This is a genomic window from Citrobacter sp. CK188, from assembly GCF_030333525.1.
Classification (GTDB): Bacteria; Pseudomonadota; Gammaproteobacteria; order Enterobacterales; family Enterobacteriaceae; genus Citrobacter_B; species Citrobacter_B koseri.
The window spans coordinates 33,394-54,747 of sequence record NZ_JAOWFU010000032.1; the positions used below are offsets into that span (position 1 = coordinate 33,394).

Genomic DNA, 21,354 nt, shown 5'->3' on the forward strand with positions numbered 1-21,354 from the left:
ATGCCAGTCCGATCGGCTGGCATTTTTATTTCTGCGCCATTGCTTTTTGCCGGATGGCGACGCTGACGCGCCTTACCCGGCGGACAAACATCCGGCAAGATTCACTCCCGCGCCAGCGCATCTACCGGATCGAGTCGTGCCGCATTACGTGCGGGCAACCAGCCAAACAGTATCCCGGTAAACGTCGAGCACAAGAACGCCGTCAGGAGCGCGACGGGCGAGAAGCCGATTTCCCAGCCGGGTAAAAACATCTGTAGCGTAAAGGCGATCAGCATCGACAGCCCGATCCCCAACGCGCCGCCGACCAGACACACCAGCACCGCTTCAATTAAGAACTGTTGCAGCACATCGCTGGCGCGCGCGCCTACCGCCATACGGATGCCAATCTCCCGGGTTCGTTCAGTGACGGAAACCAGCATAATGTTCATTACGCCGATCCCCCCAACCACCAGTGAGATCACCGCAACCAGCGTCAGGAACAGTTGAAGAGTACGTGTGGTCTTTTCGGCGGTTTTCAAGACGCCGTCCATATTCCAGGTAAAGAAATCCTTCTTCCCGTGGCGCAGCGTCAGCAGGCGGGTAAGCTGCTGCTCAGCCTGCGCGCTGTCAAATCCCTCTTTCACCCGAACGGTGATGGAGTTCAGCCATGACTGCCCCATCACCCGCCCGGACATCGTGCTGTACGGCAGCCAGACGCGGAGGATCTTACTGCTGCCGAACATAGACTGTTTCTCTTCGGCCACGCCGATCACCGTTGCAGGCATATTACCGACCAGGATCACTTCGCCCACCACTTTCGCTTTATTGGGGAAAAGTTGACGCCGCGTGTTGCTGTCGAGCACCACCACCTGTGCCCGGCCATTCAACTGCTCTCTGTTGAACGTGTTCCCCTCGCTAAAGGTCATGCCGTAGACGTTAAAATAGTCGCCGCTGACGCCATTGGCGCTGGCGGCCACGTCGATGTTGCCGTAGCGAAGCCGCAGATTTTGCGATACGGCAGGCGTCGCGGACGTTACCCACGGCTGCTTCTGAATCGCGTTCAGATCGTCATATTTCAGCGCCTGCTGATATTGCGGATCGTCGTCGCCGAAGTCTTTACCGGGGTAAATATCGATAGTATTGGTGCCAATGGCGCGAATATCCGCCAGTACCATCTGTTTTGCCGCATCGCCGACCACCACGATCGACACCACCGACGCAATCCCGATAATAATCCCCAGCATGGTGAGCAAGGTGCGCATTTTATTGGCGGCCATCGCCAGCCACGCCATCGTGAGCGCCTCACGAAATCCGCTGACAAACTGGCTCCAGCCGGAGGCCGTTTTGACGACGGGCTCTGCGATGCCTTGCCCCGCTTGCGTTTTCTGCGACGGAGGATTACGCACGATCTCGCCATCGTGGATTTCAATCACCCGTTCGGCCTGAGCGGCAACCTGCGGGTCGTGGGTCACGATAATGACCGTATGCCCCCGATCGCGCAGTTGATGCAGAATCGCCATCACTTCATCGCCGGAATGGCTGTCGAGCGCCCCGGTCGGTTCATCGGCGAGGATCACCTGCCCGCCGTTCATCAGCGCGCGCGCAATACTCACCCGCTGCTGTTGCCCGCCGGAGAGCTGCGAAGGCTGATAATCCACCCGATCGCCCAGCCCCAGCCGTTGCAGCAACTCTTCGGCCCGCTCCAGCCGTCGTTTGCGCTCCGTACCGGCATAAACGGCGGGTACCTCAACGTTTTGCGCCGCCGTCAGATGTGAGAGCAAATGATAACGCTGGAAGATAAAACCAAAATGTTCGCGGCGGAGTTGCGCCAGCGCGTCGCTGTCGAGCGTGGAGACATCCCGCCCCGCAATCCGATAGGTGCCGCTGGTGGGTTTATCCAGACAGCCGAGGATATTCATCAGGGTCGATTTACCGGAGCCGGACGCGCCGACAATCGCCACCATCTCTCCGGCATGAATTTGCAGGGAGATGCCCTTCAGCACCTCGACCTGTTCTTCACCTGACGGATAACTACGGCGAATATTGCTCAGCTCAAGCAATACCGTCATTGCGCGGCTCCAGGTTTGCTCTCGCTGATCACCACCTCATCGCCCTCTTCCAGTCCCTTGACGATCTCCACGTCGGTATCGTTACGCGCGCCAATCGACACCTCGCGTTCACGGGTTTCGCCGTTACGCAACAGCGTGACTTTGTAGCGGTTGTTGCCGACCGGGTCGCCAAGCGCCGCCAGCGGAATCGTCAACACGTTTTTAATGTCTGTGAGCTGAATATGCACCTGTGCGGTCATGTCCAGGCGCAAAATCCCTTTCGGGTTAGGAACTTCAAAACGCGCGTAATAGAAAATAGCGTCGTTCACTTTTTCAGGCGTGGGCAGGACATCTTTCAGCGCGCCTTCATAGCGGGTCTGGGGGTCGCCCAGCACGGTAAACCAGGCTTTTTGTCCGGGACGCAGGTGAATAACGTCCGCTTCGGAAACCTGCGCCTTCACTAGCATGGTGCTCATATCCGCCAGCGTCAGGATATTTGGCGCCTGTTGAGCGGCAATCACCGTCTGTCCCTGCAAGGTGGTGATTTGCGTCACCTCACCTGCCATCGGGGCGACAATGCGGGTGTAATCCAGGTTGGTTTTTGCCGTATCAAGAGAAGCCTGATTACGTTTAATCTGCGCGTCAATCGTGCCGATTTGCGCCTGTTTGACGGCCATTTCCGTCGCGGCCGTATCCAGTTCCTGTCGCGAAATCGCCTGGGTTTTCGCCAGCTGTTGCTGGCGTGACAGGGTGACGCGCGCCAGTTTCCACTCGGCTTCAGCCTGTCGGCGCTGAGCGCGTAATTCCATCAGCGTGGCTTCCACCTCTTTGATCTGGTTTTCCGCCTGTTCAGGATCGATAACGCCAAGCAGCTGATCTTTTTTCACCTTGTCGCCAATTGCGACCGACAACGTTTTAAGCTGGCCGCTGACCTGCGCCCCGACATCCACTTTGCGCAGCGCATCCAGTTTCCCCGTCGCCAGCACGCTCTGCTGGAGGTCGCCCGGACGGACAATCAGCGTTTGATAGTGGGGTAGCGGCGCATTTAACGTTCGCCAGAGCGTAAACATCGCCACGATGATAATGAGGGCGATGAGAAGATAGCGCTTTTTCATTTTTCCCTTGAGCTTCATAACGATCCAACATTCCCCGAGATATCCACCAGAGTGGGAAGATAAACCTTAACGGTAAATAAACAAACACTGAAAAACGCGCCGAATATCGCCGTCGCTATCCATTGCTGGACTGCATTCCGCCACAGATGTCGCGGCTGTTTCGCCGTTAATCCGCTCTCCCGCGCGCCAGCCAGAGTACGCGAGAAAACATTTTTTTGAACAGCGTCGGCACCGCGTCAACGCCGCGTCGCCCTGCCTCCATCGCTACTTCAATGGCTAAATCAGGCTTTGACGAGCGGTGGATCGCCTTCGAGATAATTTTCCGCATATTCATTGGAACGTTTTCCGGTATTTGCGCCACCCGATGAAAGACATCAGCAAATCCTGACCGATACATAAAATGTTCCATATCCAGAGCAGGCAATGCCGTCAGGTGCTCACGCTCTTCTTCCCGGTCGTTATTCAGCAAACCGCGCACCGTTGCGGCATATTTTTTCCCGGCTTCGTCGCCATCCACCAGCACATGCCACTCAATCCCCATCCGGCGGGCGAATTTTACCAGCGGTCTCAGGCCTGACTGGGCGAATTCGATCACTTTAATCCCTTCGGCATCGAAGTGGTGCCCACACTGGCGCGCCAGTTCGTTGATAACCCAGGTTTCCGTTTCGCCCTCCACCAGCAGCCAGCAGCGGGAAAACAGCGACGAGGCCCGGTTAAAACGAATATGAAAGGCGATGCGGCGACCATCTTCCGCGCTCAGCCCGCCTGGCCCCAGTCGCCAGGCCGCGACCCGTGAAGATTCACGCACCAGACGGACAACGTGCTCCACAGGCGTCAGCGACAGCAGCTCGCCGGAATTGGTCGTTGCCACACGTTGCAGCGGTAAAAGATTCAACAACTGCCATGCCACCGACAGCATAATCGGATGCAGACGCGTTTCCGGGTCTTCAACCAATAATAATGGTCGGGCATCTTTATCCAGCCGCAGCGTCCCTTTCGCCTGTAACAGCGTGGAGAACAGCCCCAGCAGGATCACGCGATGCGTGCGGCCGCCGGGTTTGTCGATCATCCGGTTAATAATGTCCAGATAGCGCCAGCTACGCTGCTCGTTGTTCGAACGGCGACGCATCAACCGATGACGGGATTGCCCCGCGCCTTGCTCGGAAAAGTAGTGCTCCAGCAGCTGTACCATCGCCGAAAGCCCCTGGCGGATCTGCCCGTCCGTTAAATTCTGCGGACGGGTCGCCAGCTCTCGCGCCAGAAAGTCCAGCTGGCAGGCGGTAACTTCAACATCGGGAACATCGGGCACCGTACCGTTACGGATGCGTCGCATAAAGCGCGCATCGCGCAGGCGCAGTACCGGCATCAAACGAATGAGATGGTGTGCCTGGCGATTAATATCATCGACCGGTAGCGGGTGGCCGTCGCCATCAAGGAAGCTGCGCAGCGTCATCACGCTGCCATCTGCCGCGCTCTCCCCCTCCAGGCGGTAGAAAATACGGTGAAAGCCATCCTGACAGGGAGACCAGCATGCCTCCAGCGGGCGGTATCGACGCACCCGATGGCGGCCTGGCTGAGATTCACGGAAAGTGAGGATAATATGCAGATGATGTTCACGTCCCTGAATATCTCCGGGGGGAAACCAGAAATCCTCGCGGATGAAATGATACAGTTCCGATTCTGGCGACAGCAGCAGAGTTAAGGCATCCAGCAGGCTGGATTTCCCCCACGCGTTCTCCCCAATCAGCACGTTGTTTTGCTCCAGCATCAACGATAATCGATTGATCCCGCGAAAACCCACAATCTCAACGCGTTCGAGAATCATGTATCCTCCAGAAATGAACAACTTATCCTTTCCGCAGTATAACGACAAAATCCGTTGCATGGCGTGATAATTGCAGCATTAAGTCCGTGCACTACACTCTTTATTAAGACAAATCAGAACAAGGATTCACACCACATTGCCCTAAATCAAACTAACTGAATTTTTTTAACTGGTGATTGGGTGACGTTCGTTCTTAAAATACAGTTTCCTGCATTATGTCGTCACCCTTTTATGACGATAAAAAAACAGCCGCATATTCAATGTGGTTAATTTTATTATTTGAGGTGGTTATGTTTAGAAAATTAGCAGCCGAATGTTTCGGTACATTCTGGCTCGTTTTCGGTGGCTGCGGAAGCGCCGTTCTGGCTGCGGCATTCCCTGAACTGGGAATTGGTTTTGCGGGTGTCGCGCTGGCTTTTGGTCTGACCGTACTGACAATGGCATTTGCCGTAGGTCATATTTCCGGCGGACATTTTAACCCGGCAGTGACATTAGGTTTATGGGCTGGCGGTCGTTTTCCGGCAAAAGAGGTCATTGGCTATATTATCGCTCAGGTTGTCGGCGGTATTATTGCCGCGGCGGTGCTGTATCTGATTGCCAGCGGTAAAGCAGGCTTTGATGCCGCTGCCAGCGGTTTTGCCTCTAACGGTTACGGCGAACATTCCCCTGGCGGTTATTCCATGCTTTCCGCCATCGTCATTGAAATCGTGCTGACCGCCGGTTTCCTGCTGGTCATTCATGGCGCGACGGACAAACACGCCCCGGCGGGTTTTGCCCCGATCGCTATTGGTCTGGCGTTAACCCTGATTCACCTGATCAGTATTCCGGTCACCAACACCTCTGTGAACCCGGCGCGCAGCACCGCGGTTGCGATCTTCCAGGGCGGTTGGGCATTACAACAACTGTGGCTGTTCTGGGTGATGCCGATTATCGGCGGTATTCTGGGTGGCGTGCTGTACCGCACGCTGCTTGAAAAACGCGATTAATTGAGTGAAGTCCGTGGTGTCGGGTGGCGACTACGCCTTACCCGACCTGCGGTACAGTACAATAAGCAGGCCGGGTAAGCGTTAGCGCCACCCGGCTTTTTTTTGCTCCTTTACCTGACCGCCTTTATTGGGTAGTGTCATTGCGCTGTCTCGCATATAAAGGACCCGGTTGTTCATGTTTTCAGGACTTTTAATCATTTTGGTTCCACTGATTGTGGGCTACCTCATTCCGCTTCAACATCAGGCCGCATTAAAACTGATCAACCGGCTGTTAAGCTGGATTGTCTACGTCATTCTCTTTTTTATGGGGATCAGCCTGGCGTTCCTGGATAATCTCGCCAGTAATTTGCTCGCTATTTTTCATTATTCCGCTGTCAGTATTACCGTTATTTTGCTGTGCAACATCGCGGCATTATTCTGGCTGGAACGTTCGCTACCGTGGCGACACAACCACCAGCAGGAGAAATTACCTTCACGTATCGCGATGGCGCTTGAGTCACTTAAATTATGCGGAGTCGTGGTGCTGGGTTTTCTGCTTGGCCTCAGCGGGCTGGCATTTCTCAAACACGCTACGGAAGCCAGCGAATATACGCTGATCTTCTTATTATTCCTGATCGGCATTCAGTTGCGAAACAATGGCATGACCTTAAAACAGATTGTGCTGAATCGCCGGGGGATGATTGTCGCCGTGGTGGTGGTCGCCAGCTCTATGCTCGGCGGAGTCATCAATGCGCTCATTCTCGGCCTGCCGATCAAAACCGCGCTGGCAATGGCATCGGGTTTCGGCTGGTATTCCCTGTCCGGCATTTTATTGACCGAATCGTTCGGCCCGGTAATTGGCAGCGCCGCTTTCTTTAACGATCTGGCGCGCGAGCTGATAGCGATTATGCTGATCCCCGGTCTGGTTCGTCGCAGTCGCTCCACCGCGTTAGGGTTATGCGGCGCCACGTCGATGGACTTCACGTTGCCGGTGCTTCAGCGTACAGGCGGTCTGGAGATGGTGCCTGCCGCCATCGTTCACGGTTTTATCCTCAGCCTGCTGGTGCCGATCCTGATGGCCTTTTTCTCAGCCTGATACCTCCCTGGCGGTAGAACCCTGCCGCCAAAATTGCGCTAAATCAATCTCCCTGTAAATTATGTAAGAAATCACTTTTATCCCTTTGCGCGCAGGCATAACCTTAAACATGTATATTAAATATAACTTTAAAAAAGGTGTGACCATGTTTTGTGTGCAATGTGAACAAACCATCCGTACTCCGGCGGGGAACGGCTGCTCCTACGCGCAGGGTATGTGCGGTAAAACAGCGGAAACCTCCGATCTCCAGGATCTGCTGATTGCGTCCCTGCAAGGTCTGTCTGCATGGGCTGCTAAAGCCCGTGAATATGGCATCATCGATCATGACGTTGACAACTTTGCCCCGCGTGCATTTTTCTCCACTCTGACCAACGTTAACTTCGATTCTCCGCGTATCGTCGGCTATGCCCGCGAAGCGATCGCCCTGCGCGAATCGCTGAAAGCGCAGTGCCAGAACATCGATGCAAGCGCCACGGTAAACAACCCGATGGCCGACCTGCAACTGGTCAGCGACGATCTGGGCGATTTGCAACGTCAGGCCGCCGAATTCACCCCGAACAAAGACAAAGCCGCTATTGGCGAGAACATCCTCGGCCTGCGTCTGCTTTGCCTGTATGGCCTGAAAGGTGCGGCAGCGTACATGGAGCACGCCCACGTTCTGGGTCAGTATGACAACGACATCTACGCGCAGTACCACAAAATCATGGCGTGGCTGGGCACCTGGCCTTCCGATATGAACGCTCTGCTGGAATGTTCTATGGAAATCGGCCAGATGAACTTCAAAGTGATGAGCATCCTGGATGCCGGTGAAACCACCAAATACGGCCACCCGACCCCAACTCAGGTTAACGTGAAAGCGGTTGAAGGTAAGTGCATCCTGATCTCCGGTCACGACCTGAAAGATCTGTACAACCTGCTGGAGCAGACCGAAGGGACTGGCGTGAACGTCTATACCCACGGTGAAATGCTGCCCGCGCACGGTTACCCGGAACTGCGTAAATTCAAACACCTGGTCGGTAACTACGGCAGCGGCTGGCAGAACCAGCAGGTTGAATTCGCCCGCTTCCCTGGCCCTATCGTGATGACCTCTAACTGCATCATTGACCCGACCGTTGGCGCGTATGACGACCGTATCTGGACGCGCAGCATCGTCGGTTGGCCGGGCGTAAACCACCTGGAAGGCGAAGATTTCTCTCCGGTTATCACTCAGGCGCAGCAGATGGCAGGCTTCCCGTACAGCGAAATCCCGCATCTGATCACCGTTGGTTTCGGTCGCCAGACGCTGCTGGGCGCAGCAGACAGCCTGATCGACTTGGTCAGCCGCGAAAAACTGCGTCACATCTTCCTGGTGGGCGGCTGTGACGGCGCGCGTGGCGAACGTAACTACTTCACCGATTTCGCGACCAGCGTACCGGATGACTGCCTGATTCTGACGCTGGCCTGTGGTAAATACCGCTTCAACAAACTGGAATTCGGCGACATCGAAGGTCTGCCGCGTCTGGTTGACGCCGGTCAGTGTAACGACGCTTACTCCGCCATCATTCTGGCCGTCACGCTGGCAGAAAAACTGGGCTGTGGCGTGAACGACCTGCCGCTGTCTCTGGTGCTCTCCTGGTTCGAACAGAAAGCGATCGTCATCCTGCTGACGCTGTTGTCTCTGGGCGTGAAAAACATCGTGACCGGGCCGACTGCGCCAGGTTTCTTCACCCCGGATCTGCTGGCTGTCCTCAACGAGAAATTTGGCCTGCGTCAGGTCACCACCGTTGAAGAAGATATGCAGCAACTGTTGAGCGCGTAAGGAGTTTTAGAATGACGATGCCAACCACTCAGTGTCCGTGGCGGATGCAGGTACATCACATCCATCAGGAAACCCCGGATGTGTGGACTCTCTCATTACTGTGTCACGATCACTATCCGTACCGTGCCGGTCAGTATGCGCTGGTCAGCGTTCGCAACTCTGCGGATACGCTGCGGGCCTACACCATTTCGTCCACGCCGGGCGTGAGCGAGTACATTACGCTGACGATCCGTCGCATTGATGAAGGCGCAGGTTCACAGTGGTTAACCCGCGAGGTGAAACGCGGCGACTATATCTGGCTGTCCAATGCGATGGGCGACTTTATCTGCGAAGATAAAGCCGAAGACAAGTTCCTGATGCTGGCGGCCGGTTGCGGCGTCACGCCAATTATGTCGATGCGTCGCTGGCTGGCAAAATACCGCCCGCAGGCAGATGTGCAGGTGATCTTCAACGTGCGTTCGCCGCAGGATGTGATTTTCGCTGAGGAATGGCGTCAGTACCCGGTCACGCTGGTGGCGGAGAACAATGCGACCCACGGTTTCGTGGCGGGTCGCCTGACCACTGAATTACTGAAAAACGTGCCGGACCTGACATCGCGCACCGTCATGACCTGCGGCCCGGCGCCGTATATGGACATGGTTGAGCAGGAAGTGAAAGCGCTCGGCGTAACGCGCTTCTTTAAAGAGAAGTTCTTTACACCCGTTGCCGAAGCGGCAATGGAGGGTCTGAAGTTCACCAAACTGCAACCGGCGCAGGAGTTTTACGCGCCTGTCGGCACCACGCTGCTGGACGCGCTGGAAAGCAATAAAGTTCCGGTGACTGTGGCATGTCGTGCTGGCGTGTGCGGCTGCTGCAAAACCAAAGTGGTTTCCGGTGAATATACGGTCAGCAGCACCATGACGCTGACCGATGCGGAAATCGCCGACGGTTATGTGCTGGCCTGCTCCTGCCATCCGCAGGGCGATTTAGTTCTGGCATAAGCTCTCATTGCCGGATGACGCTTCGCTTACCCGGCCTGCCATTTTTCGGCAGGCCGGATAAGGCAGTTACGCCGCCATCCGGCAATTCTTCACCGCCAGGCCGAATTTCCTGCAACAGAGAACCGCCCCGCCCCCAGAAACGCCACCGCCAGCGCGCCAATAAAGAAATAAACTAAACTTTCTATCGCCCATGCGCCGACGGCATCCAGTTGCCAGGTTTTCCCGGTGCCGACCATTAACCACGCCACCACCATCGTCAATGCCAGCACCAGCGCGGCAGGACGCGTAAGAATACCCAGCACAATCAGGCAAGGCGCAATCACCTCGCCCACCAGCACGCCATAGGCGATAAACCCGGGCAATCCTTTTGCAATCAGCATATTGCTAATGCCATCAATACCGTCGAACAGTTTATGCAGGCCGTGAAACAGCATCAGCCCCCCTACCGCGAGGCGTAACAGAAACTTGCCAAAATCTTCATGCGTCAGCATACGGTTCACTGCATTTAATAACGTTGTAACCATCTGAATTGACTCCTGGTTCCGGCTGGTTTGCCATTAAATTACGCGTTCTGTCGGTTGAAATATAGCTGCTGAAAATAAGGGGTGATGACAAAGCGTAACGATTATCTTCATCTAAACTTGTAACCGGTATCACATTACAGGAGATGGAAAACCATGAAACAAACCGTTGCCGCTTACATTGCAAAAACACTTGAACAGGCTGGCGTGAAACGTATCTGGGGTGTGACGGGCGACTCCCTGAACGGCCTGAGCGACAGCCTGAACCGGATGGGGACGATTGACTGGATGTCGACGCGCCATGAAGAGGTCGCCGCCTTTGCCGCTGGCGCGGAAGCGCAACTCACCGGTGAACTGGCGGTGTGCGCGGGTTCATGCGGGCCTGGCAACCTGCATTTGATTAACGGTCTGTTCGATTGCCACCGTAATCACGTCCCGGTTCTGGCTATCGCCGCCCACATTCCTTCCAGCGAAATCGGCAGCGGCTACTTTCAGGAGACCCACCCACAAGAGCTGTTTCGCGAATGCAGCCACTATTGCGAGCTGGTTTCCACCCCGGAGCAGATCCCGCAGGTACTGGCGATCGCCATGCGTAAAGCGGTGCTTAACCGTGGCGTCTCCGTCGTAGTGCTGCCGGGCGACGTTGCGCTGAAACCGGCGCCGGAAAGCGCCAGCACCCACTGGTATCATGCCCCGCTGCCGGTCGTGACCCCGGCCGAAGAAGAGCTGAAAAAACTGGCACAGCTATTACGTTACTCCAGCAATATCGCCCTGATGTGCGGCAGCGGCTGCGCGGGCGCGCATAAAGAGCTGGTGGAATTTGCCGCCAAAATTAAAGCGCCAATTGTTCATGCGCTGCGCGGCAAAGAGCATGTAGAGTACGACAACCCTTACGATGTGGGCATGACGGGATTGATCGGCTTCTCATCCGGTTTCCATACGATGATGAATGCTGACACCCTGATCCTGCTCGGCACCCAGTTTCCCTATCGCGCCTTTTACCCGACCGACGCCAAAATCATTCAAATCGATATCAACCCGGCAAGCATTGGCGCGCACAGTAAAGTCGATATGGCGCTGGTCGGCGATATTCGCTCCACGCTCGCCGCGTTATTGCCGATGCTGGAAGAAAAAACCGATCGTAAATTCCTTGATAAAGCGCTGGAGCACTATCGCGACGCGCGCAAAGGGCTGGATGATTTAGCCAAACCGAGCGAGAAAGCGATTCACCCGCAATATCTGGCGCAGCAGATCAGCCGTTTCGCCGCAGATGACGCCATCTTTACCTGCGACGTCGGCACGCCGACCGTATGGGCGGCGCGTTATCTGAAAATGAACGGTAAGCGCCGTCTGCTGGGATCGTTTAACCACGGTTCAATGGCCAATGCCATGCCGCAGGCGTTAGGCGCCCAGGCCACCGAACCTAGCCGTCAGGTGATCGCCATGTGCGGCGACGGGGGATTCAGTATGCTAATGGGCGATTTCCTCTCTGTCGTACAGATGAAGCTGCCGGTAAAAATTGTTGTTTTCAACAACAGCGTGCTGGGCTTTGTGGCAATGGAGATGAAAGCGGGCGGCTACCTCACCGACGGCACCGAACTGCACGACACGAACTTCGCCCGCATTGCTGAAGCCTGCGGCATTACAGGGCTCCGCGTTGAAAAAGCCGCCGACGTCGACGAGGCGCTGCAACGCGCGCTGTCTATCGACGGTCCGGTACTGGTCGATGTGGTCGTGGCGAAAGAAGAACTGGCCATTCCGCCGCAAATCAAACTGGAGCAGGCCAAAGGGTTTAGCCTGTATATGCTGCGCGCGATCATCAGCGGGCGCGGTGATGAAGTGATCGAACTGGCGAAAACCAACTGGCTAAGGTAAAACAATGCACATCGCCTTTTAAACTATAGGGATGTGCAATGATCGATTTACGTAGTGATACCGTAACCCGCCCAAGTCGTGCCATGCTCGAAGAAATGATGGCCGCCCCGGTCGGGGACGACGTGTACGGAGATGACCCAACCGTCAACGCCCTCCAGCAATACGCCGCTGAGCTTTCCGGCAAAGACGCGGCGATTTTTTTACCCACCGGCACTCAGGCTAACCTGGTCGCTCTGCTCAGCCACTGTGAACGCGGCGAAGAGTATATCGCCGGTCAGGGCGCGCATAACTATCTGTACGAGGCAGGCGGCGCGGCGGTGCTGGGCAGCATTCAACCGCAGCCCATTGATGCCGCCGCAGACGGTACGTTGCCGCTGGATAAGGTCGCCGCGAAGATCAAGGCGGATGATATCCATTTTGCCCGCACTCGCTTACTCAGTCTGGAAAACACCCACAACGGTAAAGTGCTGCCGCGCGAATATTTAAAACAGGCGTGGGAATTTACCCGCGAGCGCGGTCTGGCGTTACACGTTGACGGCGCGCGTATTTTTAACGCGGTCGTCGCCTACGGCTGCGAACTGAAAGACATTACTCAATACTGCGATTCATTCACCATTTGCCTGTCAAAAGGTCTGGGGACGCCGGTAGGCTCACTGTTAGTCGGCAACCAGGACTACATTAAGCGCGCCATCCGCTGGCGCAAAATGACCGGCGGCGGTATGCGTCAGGCGGGTATTCTGGCGGCGGCCGGGCTGTACGCGTTGAAAAATAACGTAGCACGTTTACAGGACGATCACGACAACGCGGCCTGGATGGCGGAGCAACTGCGTGAAGCCGGCGCGGATGTTATGCGTCACGACACCAATATGCTGTTTGTCCGCGTTGGTGAAGAGAACGCGGCGGCGCTGGGCGAATACATGAAGGCACATGACGTGCTGATCAACGCGTCGCCGATCGTGCGTCTGGTGACGCATCTGGACGTATCGCGTGAACAGCTTGCTGAAGTCGCCGCCCACTGGCGCGCCTTTTTAACCCGCTAAGGAGACGGACGTGCCGCAACGTATTTTGGTTCTTGGCGCCAGTGGTTACATTGGTCAACATCTGGTGCGGGCGCTCAGCGCGCAAGGGCATCAGATTCTGGCGGCGGCACGTCGCATCGAACGGCTGGAAAAACAGCAACTGGCTAACGTCAGTTGTCATAAAGTCGATCTCAACTGGCCGGATAATCTGCCCGCGCTGCTCCGCGAAGTCGACACCGTCTATTATCTGGTGCATGGCATGGGCGAAGGCGGCGATTTTATTGCCCATGAGCGCCAGGTTGCGATGAACGTGCGCGATGCGCTGCGTGAAGTACCGGTCAAACAGCTCATATTCCTCAGCTCGTTGCAGGCGCCGAAACATGAGCAGTCTGACCATTTGCGCGCCCGGCAGTTAACTGCGGAGACGCTGCGCGAATCCGGCGTGCCGGTGACTGAACTGCGCGCCGGCATTATCGTCGGCGCAGGTTCAGCCGCCTTCGAAGTGATGCGCGATATGGTCTACAACCTGCCAGTGCTGACGCCGCCTCGCTGGGTGCGCTCCCGAACCACGCCCATCGCGCTGGAAAATTTGCTGCACTATCTGGTGGCGTTGCTGGATCACCCTGCCTGCGAGCACCGGGTTCTCGAAGCCGCCGGGCCGCAGGTCTTAAGCTATCAGGAGCAGTTCAAGCACTTTATGGCCGTCAGCGGCAAACATCGCCTGCTGATCCCCATCCCTTTTCCGACCCGCTGGATTTCAGTCTGGTTTTTAAATGTCATTACGTCCGTTCCGCCGACCACGGCAAAAGCGCTGATCCAGGGGCTGAAACATGACCTGCTGGCCGATGATACCGAACTGCGGGCGTTGGTCCCCCAGACGCTCATCTCCTTTGACGATGCCGTGCGTCGCACGCTGAAGGAGGAAGAAAAACTGGTCAACTCCAGCGACTGGGGATACGACGCCCAGGCGTTTGCCCGCTGGCGACCAGAGTATGGCTATTTTGCCAAACAGGCCGGATTCACGGTTAAAACCTCCGCCAGCCGGAAAGCCCTGTGGCAGGTGATCAACCGTCTCGGCGGCAAAGAAGGCTATTTCTTTGGCAATATTCTCTGGAAGACGCGTGCGGCAATGGATCTGCTGGTGGGGCATCGACTGGCAAAAGGCCGGCCTGAACACGCGCTTCTTCAGACCGGCGACACGGTGGACAGCTGGAAAGTCATCATTGTCGAGCCGGAAAAGCAGCTGACCTTACTGTTTGGCATGAAAGCGCCGGGCCTTGGCCGTCTGAGCTTTACCCTTGAAGATAAAGGCGATCACCGGCAAATTGACGTGCGCGCCTGGTGGCACCCGCACGGGATGCCCGGCCTTTTCTACTGGCTGCTGATGATCCCGGCGCATCTCTTTATTTTCCGGGGCATGGCAAAGCGAATCGCCCGGCTTGCAGAACAAATCACAGATTAATCATAAAAACATACTGTATTCTTTCATGTTTCCCATTGCATACCGACGTAATTCACGGAAGAATGCGCACGAAGTTCTATTAACCACAGTGGATTGATATGAAGGTACTGGTTACCGGCGCCACCAGCGGCTTAGGTCGAAACGCGGTTGAGTTTTTGCGCAATAAAGGCATCAGCGTCAGAGCTACCGGTCGCAATGAAGCGATGGGCAAGCTGCTGCAAAAAATGGGAGCGGAATTTGTCCATGCGGATTTGACCGAGCTGGTCTCTTCGCAGGCAAAAGTGATGCTCGCAGGCATTGATACGCTGTGGCACTGCTCCAGTTTCACCTCGCCGTGGGGAACCCAGGAAGCCTTCGATCTGGCGAACGTTCGCGCCACCCGACGCCTTGGCGAATGGGCCGTCGCCTGGGGCGTACGTAACTTTATTCATATCTCCTCTCCGTCACTCTATTTTGATTATCACCACCATCGCGATATCAAAGAGGATTTTCGTCCGCACCGCTTCGCCAATGAATTTGCACGCAGCAAAGCGGCCGGTGAAGAGGTGATTAACCTGCTGGCGCAGGCCAACCCGCAGACGCGTTTTACCGTCCTGCGCCCGCAAAGTCTGTTTGGCCCACACGATAAAGTCTTTATTCCGCGTCTGGCGCATATGATGCACCACTACGGCAGCGTTCTGTTGCCGCACGGCGGCAGCGCGCTGGTGGATATGACTTATTATGAAAATGCCGTCCACGCGATGTGGCTGGCAAGCCAGGAAAGCAGTGACAAGCTGCCTTCTGGTCGGGTCTATAACATCACAAATGGCGAACACCGAACGCTGCGCAGCATTGTGCAGAAGCTGATTGATGAATTAAACATTGATTGCCGAATCCGTTCGGTTCCGTATCCGATGCTGGATATGATCGCCCGCAGCATGGAGCGTTTCGGCAATAAATCGGCGAAAGAGCCGACGCTGACGCACTACGGCGTTTCCAAGCTGAATTTCGATTTTACGCTGGACACCACGCGCGCCCAGGAAGAACTGGGCTATCAGCCCATCGTCACGCTGGATGAAGGCATTGAGCGTACCGCCGCCTGGCTGCGCGATCACGGCAAGCTACCGCGCTGACCGGCGCACAGTGAACACAAAAAACGGCAACCATCAGGTTGCCGTCAGATCGTTGTTGTACCGGATGGCACAATAGATACGACTCACCCGCCGCAGGCCCGATAAGCCTTCGCCATCGGGCATTTCAGGCGTTATCGTTTTATATTGTCATTACAGCGCGCTCCACGCGTCAGACCATGCCAGACCCGCGCCGGGTTCATAATAGGCCGGCGCCGTATTACACCAGCCGCTATACGGGAATGGTTTGCACTGGAACAGCTTACCGTGGTTATTCACGATATCGCCCGCATTGTACTTACTGTTCGCGCTCCATGCCGGATACGAACCCGAAGCGCCGTCGTCCTGAGATGGCGTTGCCGCTTTCGCTTTCACGTTGAGCAGATAAGAGGTGGTGCTGCTCAGCTCACCATCACTGACGGTCAGGCTCACCTCGTACTGCTGAGCGGTCGCCGCTTCCGGCGCGGCGAAGGTTACGACCGCTTTGTCTTCGCCAGACACGGTCTGACCATCCTGAGCACGCCAGGTGTAGGTCAGTTTGTTACCGTCTTCGTCAGTCGACCCCTCCGCGCTCAAAGAGACCTGCGCCCCCGCATCTACCGCGCCAATCGGCCCTGCAATATGGGCTACCGGCGCATGGTTAACGGTGGTCGGCTCTGCTGGCGTTTCATCCGGCACTGGCACAGGCGTATCATCAGCCGGTATTGGCGTTACGGGCTCTTCATCCGGTTTAGTCGAAGAACCGTCATCATTAATGATGTTCACATTGTAGAAATGCTGTACACATTTCGTGTAATCCCCCCCTTTAAACGCGCTGAATGGCGTCTGATAACCCACCAGTTGGCAGGCATAGGTTTTGCCGTCCGGCGTATCCGAACTCCATCCCCAATCTTGTTCCCAGTAGATCTTCAATGCGCCCGCGCCGCCTTCATCGAACTGCTTCATGTTGGCGCAGCCCAGCACTTCATCTGCCGGAACCGGTACTTTCAGGTAGTTAGCGAACTCTTTGTAGTATTTGATACGATTCTGCGACTGCGCGATTTCCGTCGGGCCGCCGCATTCAACGCCGCCGTTGATAATCTGGGTGGTGACGCCAAAGCCGGGCACCAGACCGTTAGCCTTATCATGCGCGTTCGGCTGCCAGGTGCCATCGATGACCTGCAACATGCTAGGTTTCGGCGGCTGCGGGTAGGCGAAGAAGAAAATAGCGCTCGCCAGGTTCAGCCAGGTATCGGCAACCAGTTCCGGTTTATCCAGCAGCGTGCGAACGTCGCCATACATCGCTTCGGAGAACGGCCCGTAGTTGTAGTTGTAGTTATAGGACAACTGTTTCGCACCGCGGCCAAAGTAACTCAGGAATTCGCCATCTTTGTCTTTGCCGCACGGCCAGGTTTGCCCCTGCCAGACGCTCGGGTTACATTCGCCGTTATAGCCGCCTTTCTGCCCTTCGCTCCAGCCCATTTCACGCACATATACCAGCGCCTGACGCCATTCGGCCTCTGGACGCCAGCTCTCATGGCCGCCGGTTTCCTGCGCAAAGTGGGCGAACATTGTTGCCAGCTCTTTGCGACAAATCGCATCACTGTCGCGACCATCGTTATAGGTCTTACACAGCGCCGGGAATTTACCGACTGCTTTCAGGAAATTGCTGTAGGTATATTCTTTAGCACGCAGCGGGAAAAGATATTCCCAGTCGCTGGCTTTGATGATCCCCTCAACGCGTTTGACGTTTTCCGGGTTGGCGGCGCGACCGGGTTCAATGAGTTCTACCTGGGCATTATCCAGCGTCTGGATCGTCTCTTTCACCGAAGCCATCAACGGGAAATTTGTCAGCTCCTGCTCCTTTTTCGCCAGATCGCTGGCTTTTATGGTGTAAGGCTCACTGCTGCTGGCCTGCAATGTATTTGCTTGCGCCATAAACGGCACCGCACAGGCACCCGCAATGAGTACACTCAATAATGTCCTTTTGCTCATTTCAATTTTTCCTTTATGTACAATAGTGATTAATTCAAATTCTGCGTTGTCCATTAACAACACGAATAAACAAACGTCAGAACCTGGGGTTTTACTTTTCGAAGAACACCAGCAGGAATTCTTCAAAAAATAAAAGCGGCTGGATTTATTTATATTGCGTGGTCATTTTTATACGCTGGTATGTTTCCCAGACTTTATGCGCGTAAATCATGCGCTGCGGGTAATTCTCTTTTTTAACCCCGGCGTTATATGCGCCTACCGCCTCCCAGTTATAACCATATACTTTGATCATATCGGATAAGATCGACGCGCCGACCATAATAGATGTACAGGGTTCCAGCATCAGTCGATACTCATCAATGCCACGGCGTTCCAGCGCTGAAAAATGCGAACTATTTATTTGCATCAACCCGACATCTCTCGTCCCGTCGTGATTTCGTCCTACCGCATAGGGATTCATGCCAGACTCGACTTGCGCAATGGCAAATAATAAATAAGGGTCAACATGATAATAATTTGCGGCTCTGTCCCAGCAGTTGGCAAACGCGCTTTGGCTTAACATCAATAACAACAAAATTAAACGTTTCATATTTTCATCCGGTTGTCGGGGTGATCTGCTCCTTGTTCGTTATGCACATTATTTTTTAGAGATGGCCGCCCCCAGACAGGGGCGGCTACCCTTCGCGGATAGATAACGTATCCGCATTATTAAGGTAAGAGAATTATTGACAGTCTGCGGCGGCGCCTTCTTTCACCCACACATCGCTGTTGCCGGGTTTATCACCCTGCGTCCACCATTTGGCGCGGTATACAGACCCCTGATAGGTGGTAGTCTCACCGCCGTTGTAAACCACATCGGAACGCCAGTTGAATTTCACCTGGCTGACCAGTTCCCACGCGTCCACGCCAAAGCCTGGCTGATTGCCCTGCGTCCAGTACTTCGCTTTCCACACCAGGTGATCAAAACTGACGGTATCGCCATTGTTGTAGATTTTGCTGGCGTCCCATGCCGCGTAGTGGCTGGCATTGGCATCAACCGGGCTGTCGCAACCGCCGGTTGCCGCGCCTTCATCAGACGGCGTCGTCCCCTCATCGGCTGGCGTGGTGCCTTCATCAGACGGTGTTGTCCCTTCGTCGGACGGCACCGGCCCCGCTTTTGGCGTAACGTTAATCTGCACGTTGGACTGCACGCTGGTTTTACCATCGCTGACCACGACGCTGACGGTGTAAGTCGAGGCGGAGCTCACTTCCGGCGCGGTGATGGTCACGCTGGAGGTGTCCGTCCCCGTCGCGTTCATGTCGCCCGGCACGCTCCAGGCGTAGGTCAACGCGTCGCCATCAGGATCGGCAGCCTGCGCATTCAGCGTGTAGGTTGCGCCTGCTTCAAGCGACACCGTTTCCAGCGGATTCACAACCGGGGCCTGGTTCGCTTTTGGCGCTTTGTTCACGACCTGAACGTCAATGGCGTTACTCAGACCTTTCGCATCGGTAACGGTCAGACGGAACGCCAGATTCTGATTGCTGGAGACAGCGGCGACGTTAAAGCTCGCTTTCGCGCTGGTGCTCTTGTTCAGCGTTACGGACGGACCGGAGATCTGCGTCCACTTATAGGTGATCGCATCGCCATCCGGGTCGGTAGAGGCAGAACCGTCCAGCGTGACCGTCGCCGGGCCGGTTACGACCTGGTCAACTGCGGTCGCGACTGGCGCATGGTTGGTTACAACCGGCTCAACCGGCGTAGACCCCCCACCCAGCAAGCTTTCGTTCATCGCGTTCAGAATGTCGCCGTTATCAGAGTCGATAGACCAGGAGAACAGGCCGCCGAGGTTGTTAGCCAGGACGTATTTACCTTTCGCCGCCGCAGAGCGGGCGTCTTCATAGGTAATCAGGTCGCCGGTGGATTTATTGAAAATATACGGCGCTTCCGCCGCAGCGTCGTAACGATATTCCCAGCCTGGTTTGCCTTTGTATTCATTAACAATCTGACGATAATCAACCACGCCCGGCTCCCAGGTGCCTTTCACCGGGCCGGTAGCCGTACCGGTAAACGGATTGTCGCCGGTATAGCCATGCACGCCAGTCCAGCCACGGCCATACATCCCCGCGCCCACCACGATCTTGCCTGGCTGCACGCCCTGCGCCAGCAACGCATTGACGCCATTTTCCGTGGTGTATTTGGTGTCCGGTTTCCACTCTGCGCCGTGCAGCGCCGCCTGGTGCCCCAGATCGGTGTTGCTCCAGCCGCCGTAGAAGTCGTAGCTCATCAGGAAGATGTGATCCATATACTGCTGCGCCTGGGCGTAGTCCACGTCTTCGATTTTGTCCTGACCGGAACCGATAGCGGAAGTCAACTCGTAAGTCCGACCGGTTTCGGCAGACAGTTCGTTGAGCATGGTGCGCAGATCGTGCATCAGTGCCGTGTAGGTCGCTTTATCCTGCTGTGGGTTGCCCAGCGTTTCATTCTGACCGCCGCCGCCCGGGAATTCCCAGTCAATATCTACGCCGTCGAAGAATTTCCAGGTCTTCAGGAAATCCTTAACGGAAGCAACAAACCGCGCGCGAATCGCGCTGTCATGCATCTGGAAGAACGGATCGGAAAGCGTCCATCCCCCAACCGATGGCAGGATTTTCAGATCCGGGTGCGCTTTTTTCAGCGCCATCAATTGACCGAAGTTGCCTTTATACGGGTCATCCCAGTTAGAGACGCCAGCCTGCGGTTTTTGCAGCGCCGCCCACGGATCGTGGATCGCCACGGTATAGTCCTGTCGGCCATTACAGGCGCGTTTCAGCGCTTCAAAACTGTTGCCACCTTCGATGGATTTCAGGCTGTCATTGATACCGTCGCCGCCGCAAATGGGAATAAAGCCGTACAGGATATGGTTCAGGTTAGCCGCCGGGATTTTATCCACCGGGAAATTACGGCCATACACGCCCCATTCCGGGAAGTACGCGCCCACCACTTTATCGGTATGCTGAGCAAACGTTTTATTGTTTTCCTTTATGGTGGTATTCAGCGGCAGCAGATGGCTACCGTCGGTATCCGCCACAATAATCAGCTTGCTGGCGCTTTTCGTACACCCGCTGGTATTACATAATTCAACCTGCTCCTGATAACGACCGCCTTTTTTGACTTTGAAGGTCGCAGAACCGGCAGCGCTACCTGCGCCAGACCATACGGTCTTACCATCCAACAGCACTTTCGCGGAGGTCGGCGCATCGCCGCTCCAGACGTTCCATTCCACCTTGACGTCCACGCCATCGTTATGAACTTTCACCAGGTTGTTATAATCCTGCGCAGCCTGATCCACTTCCACAATGGCGAATTTATCATTGCCGCTGGTAATAGACGGCGTACCCGGCGCAGCGGCAAAAACCGGACTTGTCGCTGCTGCCACAAAAAGTGCCAGATATTTAGGCTTCATAAATTTCATTATTAATTCCTGATAATTTTATTCGTGAATATTTAACAGCCATGCATTCCTTAGAGCATGGACGAATTTCAAACAGTAATTTATTTAAGACAACGGAAACCAACCCATTATAAAAATGAAATAATCTATTTCGCTTTACGCTCCTCCCTAAAATGGC

At 55.4% G+C, this 21,354-nt stretch carries 15 protein-coding genes; 8 read left to right on the plus strand and 7 right to left on the minus strand.

The annotated features are described in order from the left end of the window. Positions 1–101: 101 nt before the first annotated feature. The 3 genes from macB to OGV67_RS11195 all read right to left on the minus strand — a co-directional run bounded on the left by macB (position 102) and on the right by OGV67_RS11195 (position 4,967). A complete protein-coding gene (macB, locus tag OGV67_RS11185) occupies positions 102–2,048 on the minus strand; it encodes a macrolide ABC transporter ATP-binding protein/permease MacB (protein ID WP_115614903.1) in 1,947 nt (648 codons plus the stop codon). Next, on the minus strand, positions 2,045–3,142 hold the full coding sequence (macA, locus tag OGV67_RS11190; protein WP_371417097.1) for a macrolide transporter subunit MacA: 1,098 nt from the start codon (positions 3,140–3,142) through the stop codon (positions 2,045–2,047). Before macA ends, macB begins: the two co-directional genes overlap by 4 nt. Positions 3,143–3,308: 166 nt before the next feature. Beyond that, the gene (locus OGV67_RS11195) at positions 3,309–4,967 is read right to left on the minus strand and encodes an ATP-dependent endonuclease (protein WP_115181774.1); all 1,659 of its coding nucleotides are present in this window, start codon (positions 4,965–4,967) and stop codon (positions 3,309–3,311) included. 290 nt (positions 4,968–5,257) lie between these two features. Between OGV67_RS11195 and aqpZ the strand changes: the two genes are divergently transcribed. The 4 genes from aqpZ (at position 5,258) to hcr (ending at position 9,806) form a co-directional block, all read left to right on the plus strand. After that, entirely contained in the window at positions 5,258–5,953 is a 696-nt protein-coding gene (gene aqpZ, locus OGV67_RS11200; protein WP_024130486.1) for an aquaporin Z, read from the plus strand. Between the two features lie 175 nt (positions 5,954–6,128). Then, positions 6,129–7,028: a LysO family transporter gene (locus tag OGV67_RS11205; protein WP_012133055.1), complete on the plus strand. Its 900-nt coding sequence runs from the start codon at positions 6,129–6,131 to the stop codon at positions 7,026–7,028. Positions 7,029–7,173: 145 nt separating this feature from the next. Next, positions 7,174–8,826: a hydroxylamine reductase gene (gene hcp, locus OGV67_RS11210; protein ID WP_115615342.1), complete on the plus strand. Its 1,653-nt coding sequence runs from the start codon at positions 7,174–7,176 to the stop codon at positions 8,824–8,826. A gap of 11 nt (positions 8,827–8,837) precedes the next feature. After that, on the plus strand, positions 8,838–9,806 hold the full coding sequence (gene hcr, locus OGV67_RS11215; RefSeq protein WP_115614904.1) for an NADH oxidoreductase: 969 nt from the start codon (positions 8,838–8,840) through the stop codon (positions 9,804–9,806). Between the two features lie 89 nt (positions 9,807–9,895). Here the strand turns inward: hcr and OGV67_RS11220 are convergent, their stop codons facing one another. Beyond that, complete coding sequence (locus OGV67_RS11220; protein ID WP_024130489.1) at positions 9,896–10,330, minus strand: DoxX family protein; 435 nt, start codon at positions 10,328–10,330, stop codon at positions 9,896–9,898. A 153-nt stretch (positions 10,331–10,483) separates the two neighbouring features. Between OGV67_RS11220 and poxB the strand changes: the two genes are divergently transcribed. The 4 genes from poxB to OGV67_RS11240 all read left to right on the plus strand — a co-directional run bounded on the left by poxB (position 10,484) and on the right by OGV67_RS11240 (position 15,795). After that, on the plus strand, positions 10,484–12,202 hold the full coding sequence (gene poxB, locus OGV67_RS11225) for a ubiquinone-dependent pyruvate dehydrogenase (protein ID WP_115614905.1): 1,719 nt from the start codon (positions 10,484–10,486) through the stop codon (positions 12,200–12,202). A gap of 38 nt (positions 12,203–12,240) precedes the next feature. Further along, positions 12,241–13,242 carry a low-specificity L-threonine aldolase gene (gene ltaE / locus OGV67_RS11230; RefSeq protein ID WP_024130490.1) on the plus strand — a complete coding sequence of 334 codons (1,002 nt, stop codon included), beginning with the start codon at positions 12,241–12,243 and terminating at the stop codon, positions 13,240–13,242. A gap of 10 nt (positions 13,243–13,252) precedes the next feature. Further along, the gene (locus tag OGV67_RS11235) at positions 13,253–14,683 is read left to right on the plus strand and encodes an SDR family oxidoreductase (protein ID WP_049009768.1); all 1,431 of its coding nucleotides are present in this window, start codon (positions 13,253–13,255) and stop codon (positions 14,681–14,683) included. Positions 14,684–14,781: 98 nt separating this feature from the next. After that, positions 14,782–15,795 (plus strand): 3-beta-hydroxysteroid dehydrogenase, encoded by a 1,014-nt coding sequence (locus tag OGV67_RS11240; RefSeq protein ID WP_012133064.1) that lies wholly within the window; start codon positions 14,782–14,784, stop codon positions 15,793–15,795. A 150-nt stretch (positions 15,796–15,945) separates the two neighbouring features. On the opposite strand, the gene OGV67_RS11245 is transcribed toward OGV67_RS11240, so the two are convergent. The 3 genes from OGV67_RS11245 to OGV67_RS11255 all read right to left on the minus strand — a co-directional run bounded on the left by OGV67_RS11245 (position 15,946) and on the right by OGV67_RS11255 (position 21,197). Next, a complete protein-coding gene (locus OGV67_RS11245) occupies positions 15,946–17,766 on the minus strand; it encodes a glycoside hydrolase family 19 protein (protein ID WP_286465541.1) in 1,821 nt (606 codons plus the stop codon). Between the two features lie 145 nt (positions 17,767–17,911). Further along, positions 17,912–18,355 (minus strand): type III secretion system invasion protein IagB, encoded by a 444-nt coding sequence (iagB, locus tag OGV67_RS11250; RefSeq protein WP_012133066.1) that lies wholly within the window; start codon positions 18,353–18,355, stop codon positions 17,912–17,914. Positions 18,356–18,488: 133 nt separating this feature from the next. Next, positions 18,489–21,197 (minus strand): glycosyl hydrolase family 18 protein, encoded by a 2,709-nt coding sequence (locus OGV67_RS11255; protein ID WP_286465542.1) that lies wholly within the window; start codon positions 21,195–21,197, stop codon positions 18,489–18,491. Positions 21,198–21,354 lie beyond the last annotated feature (157 nt).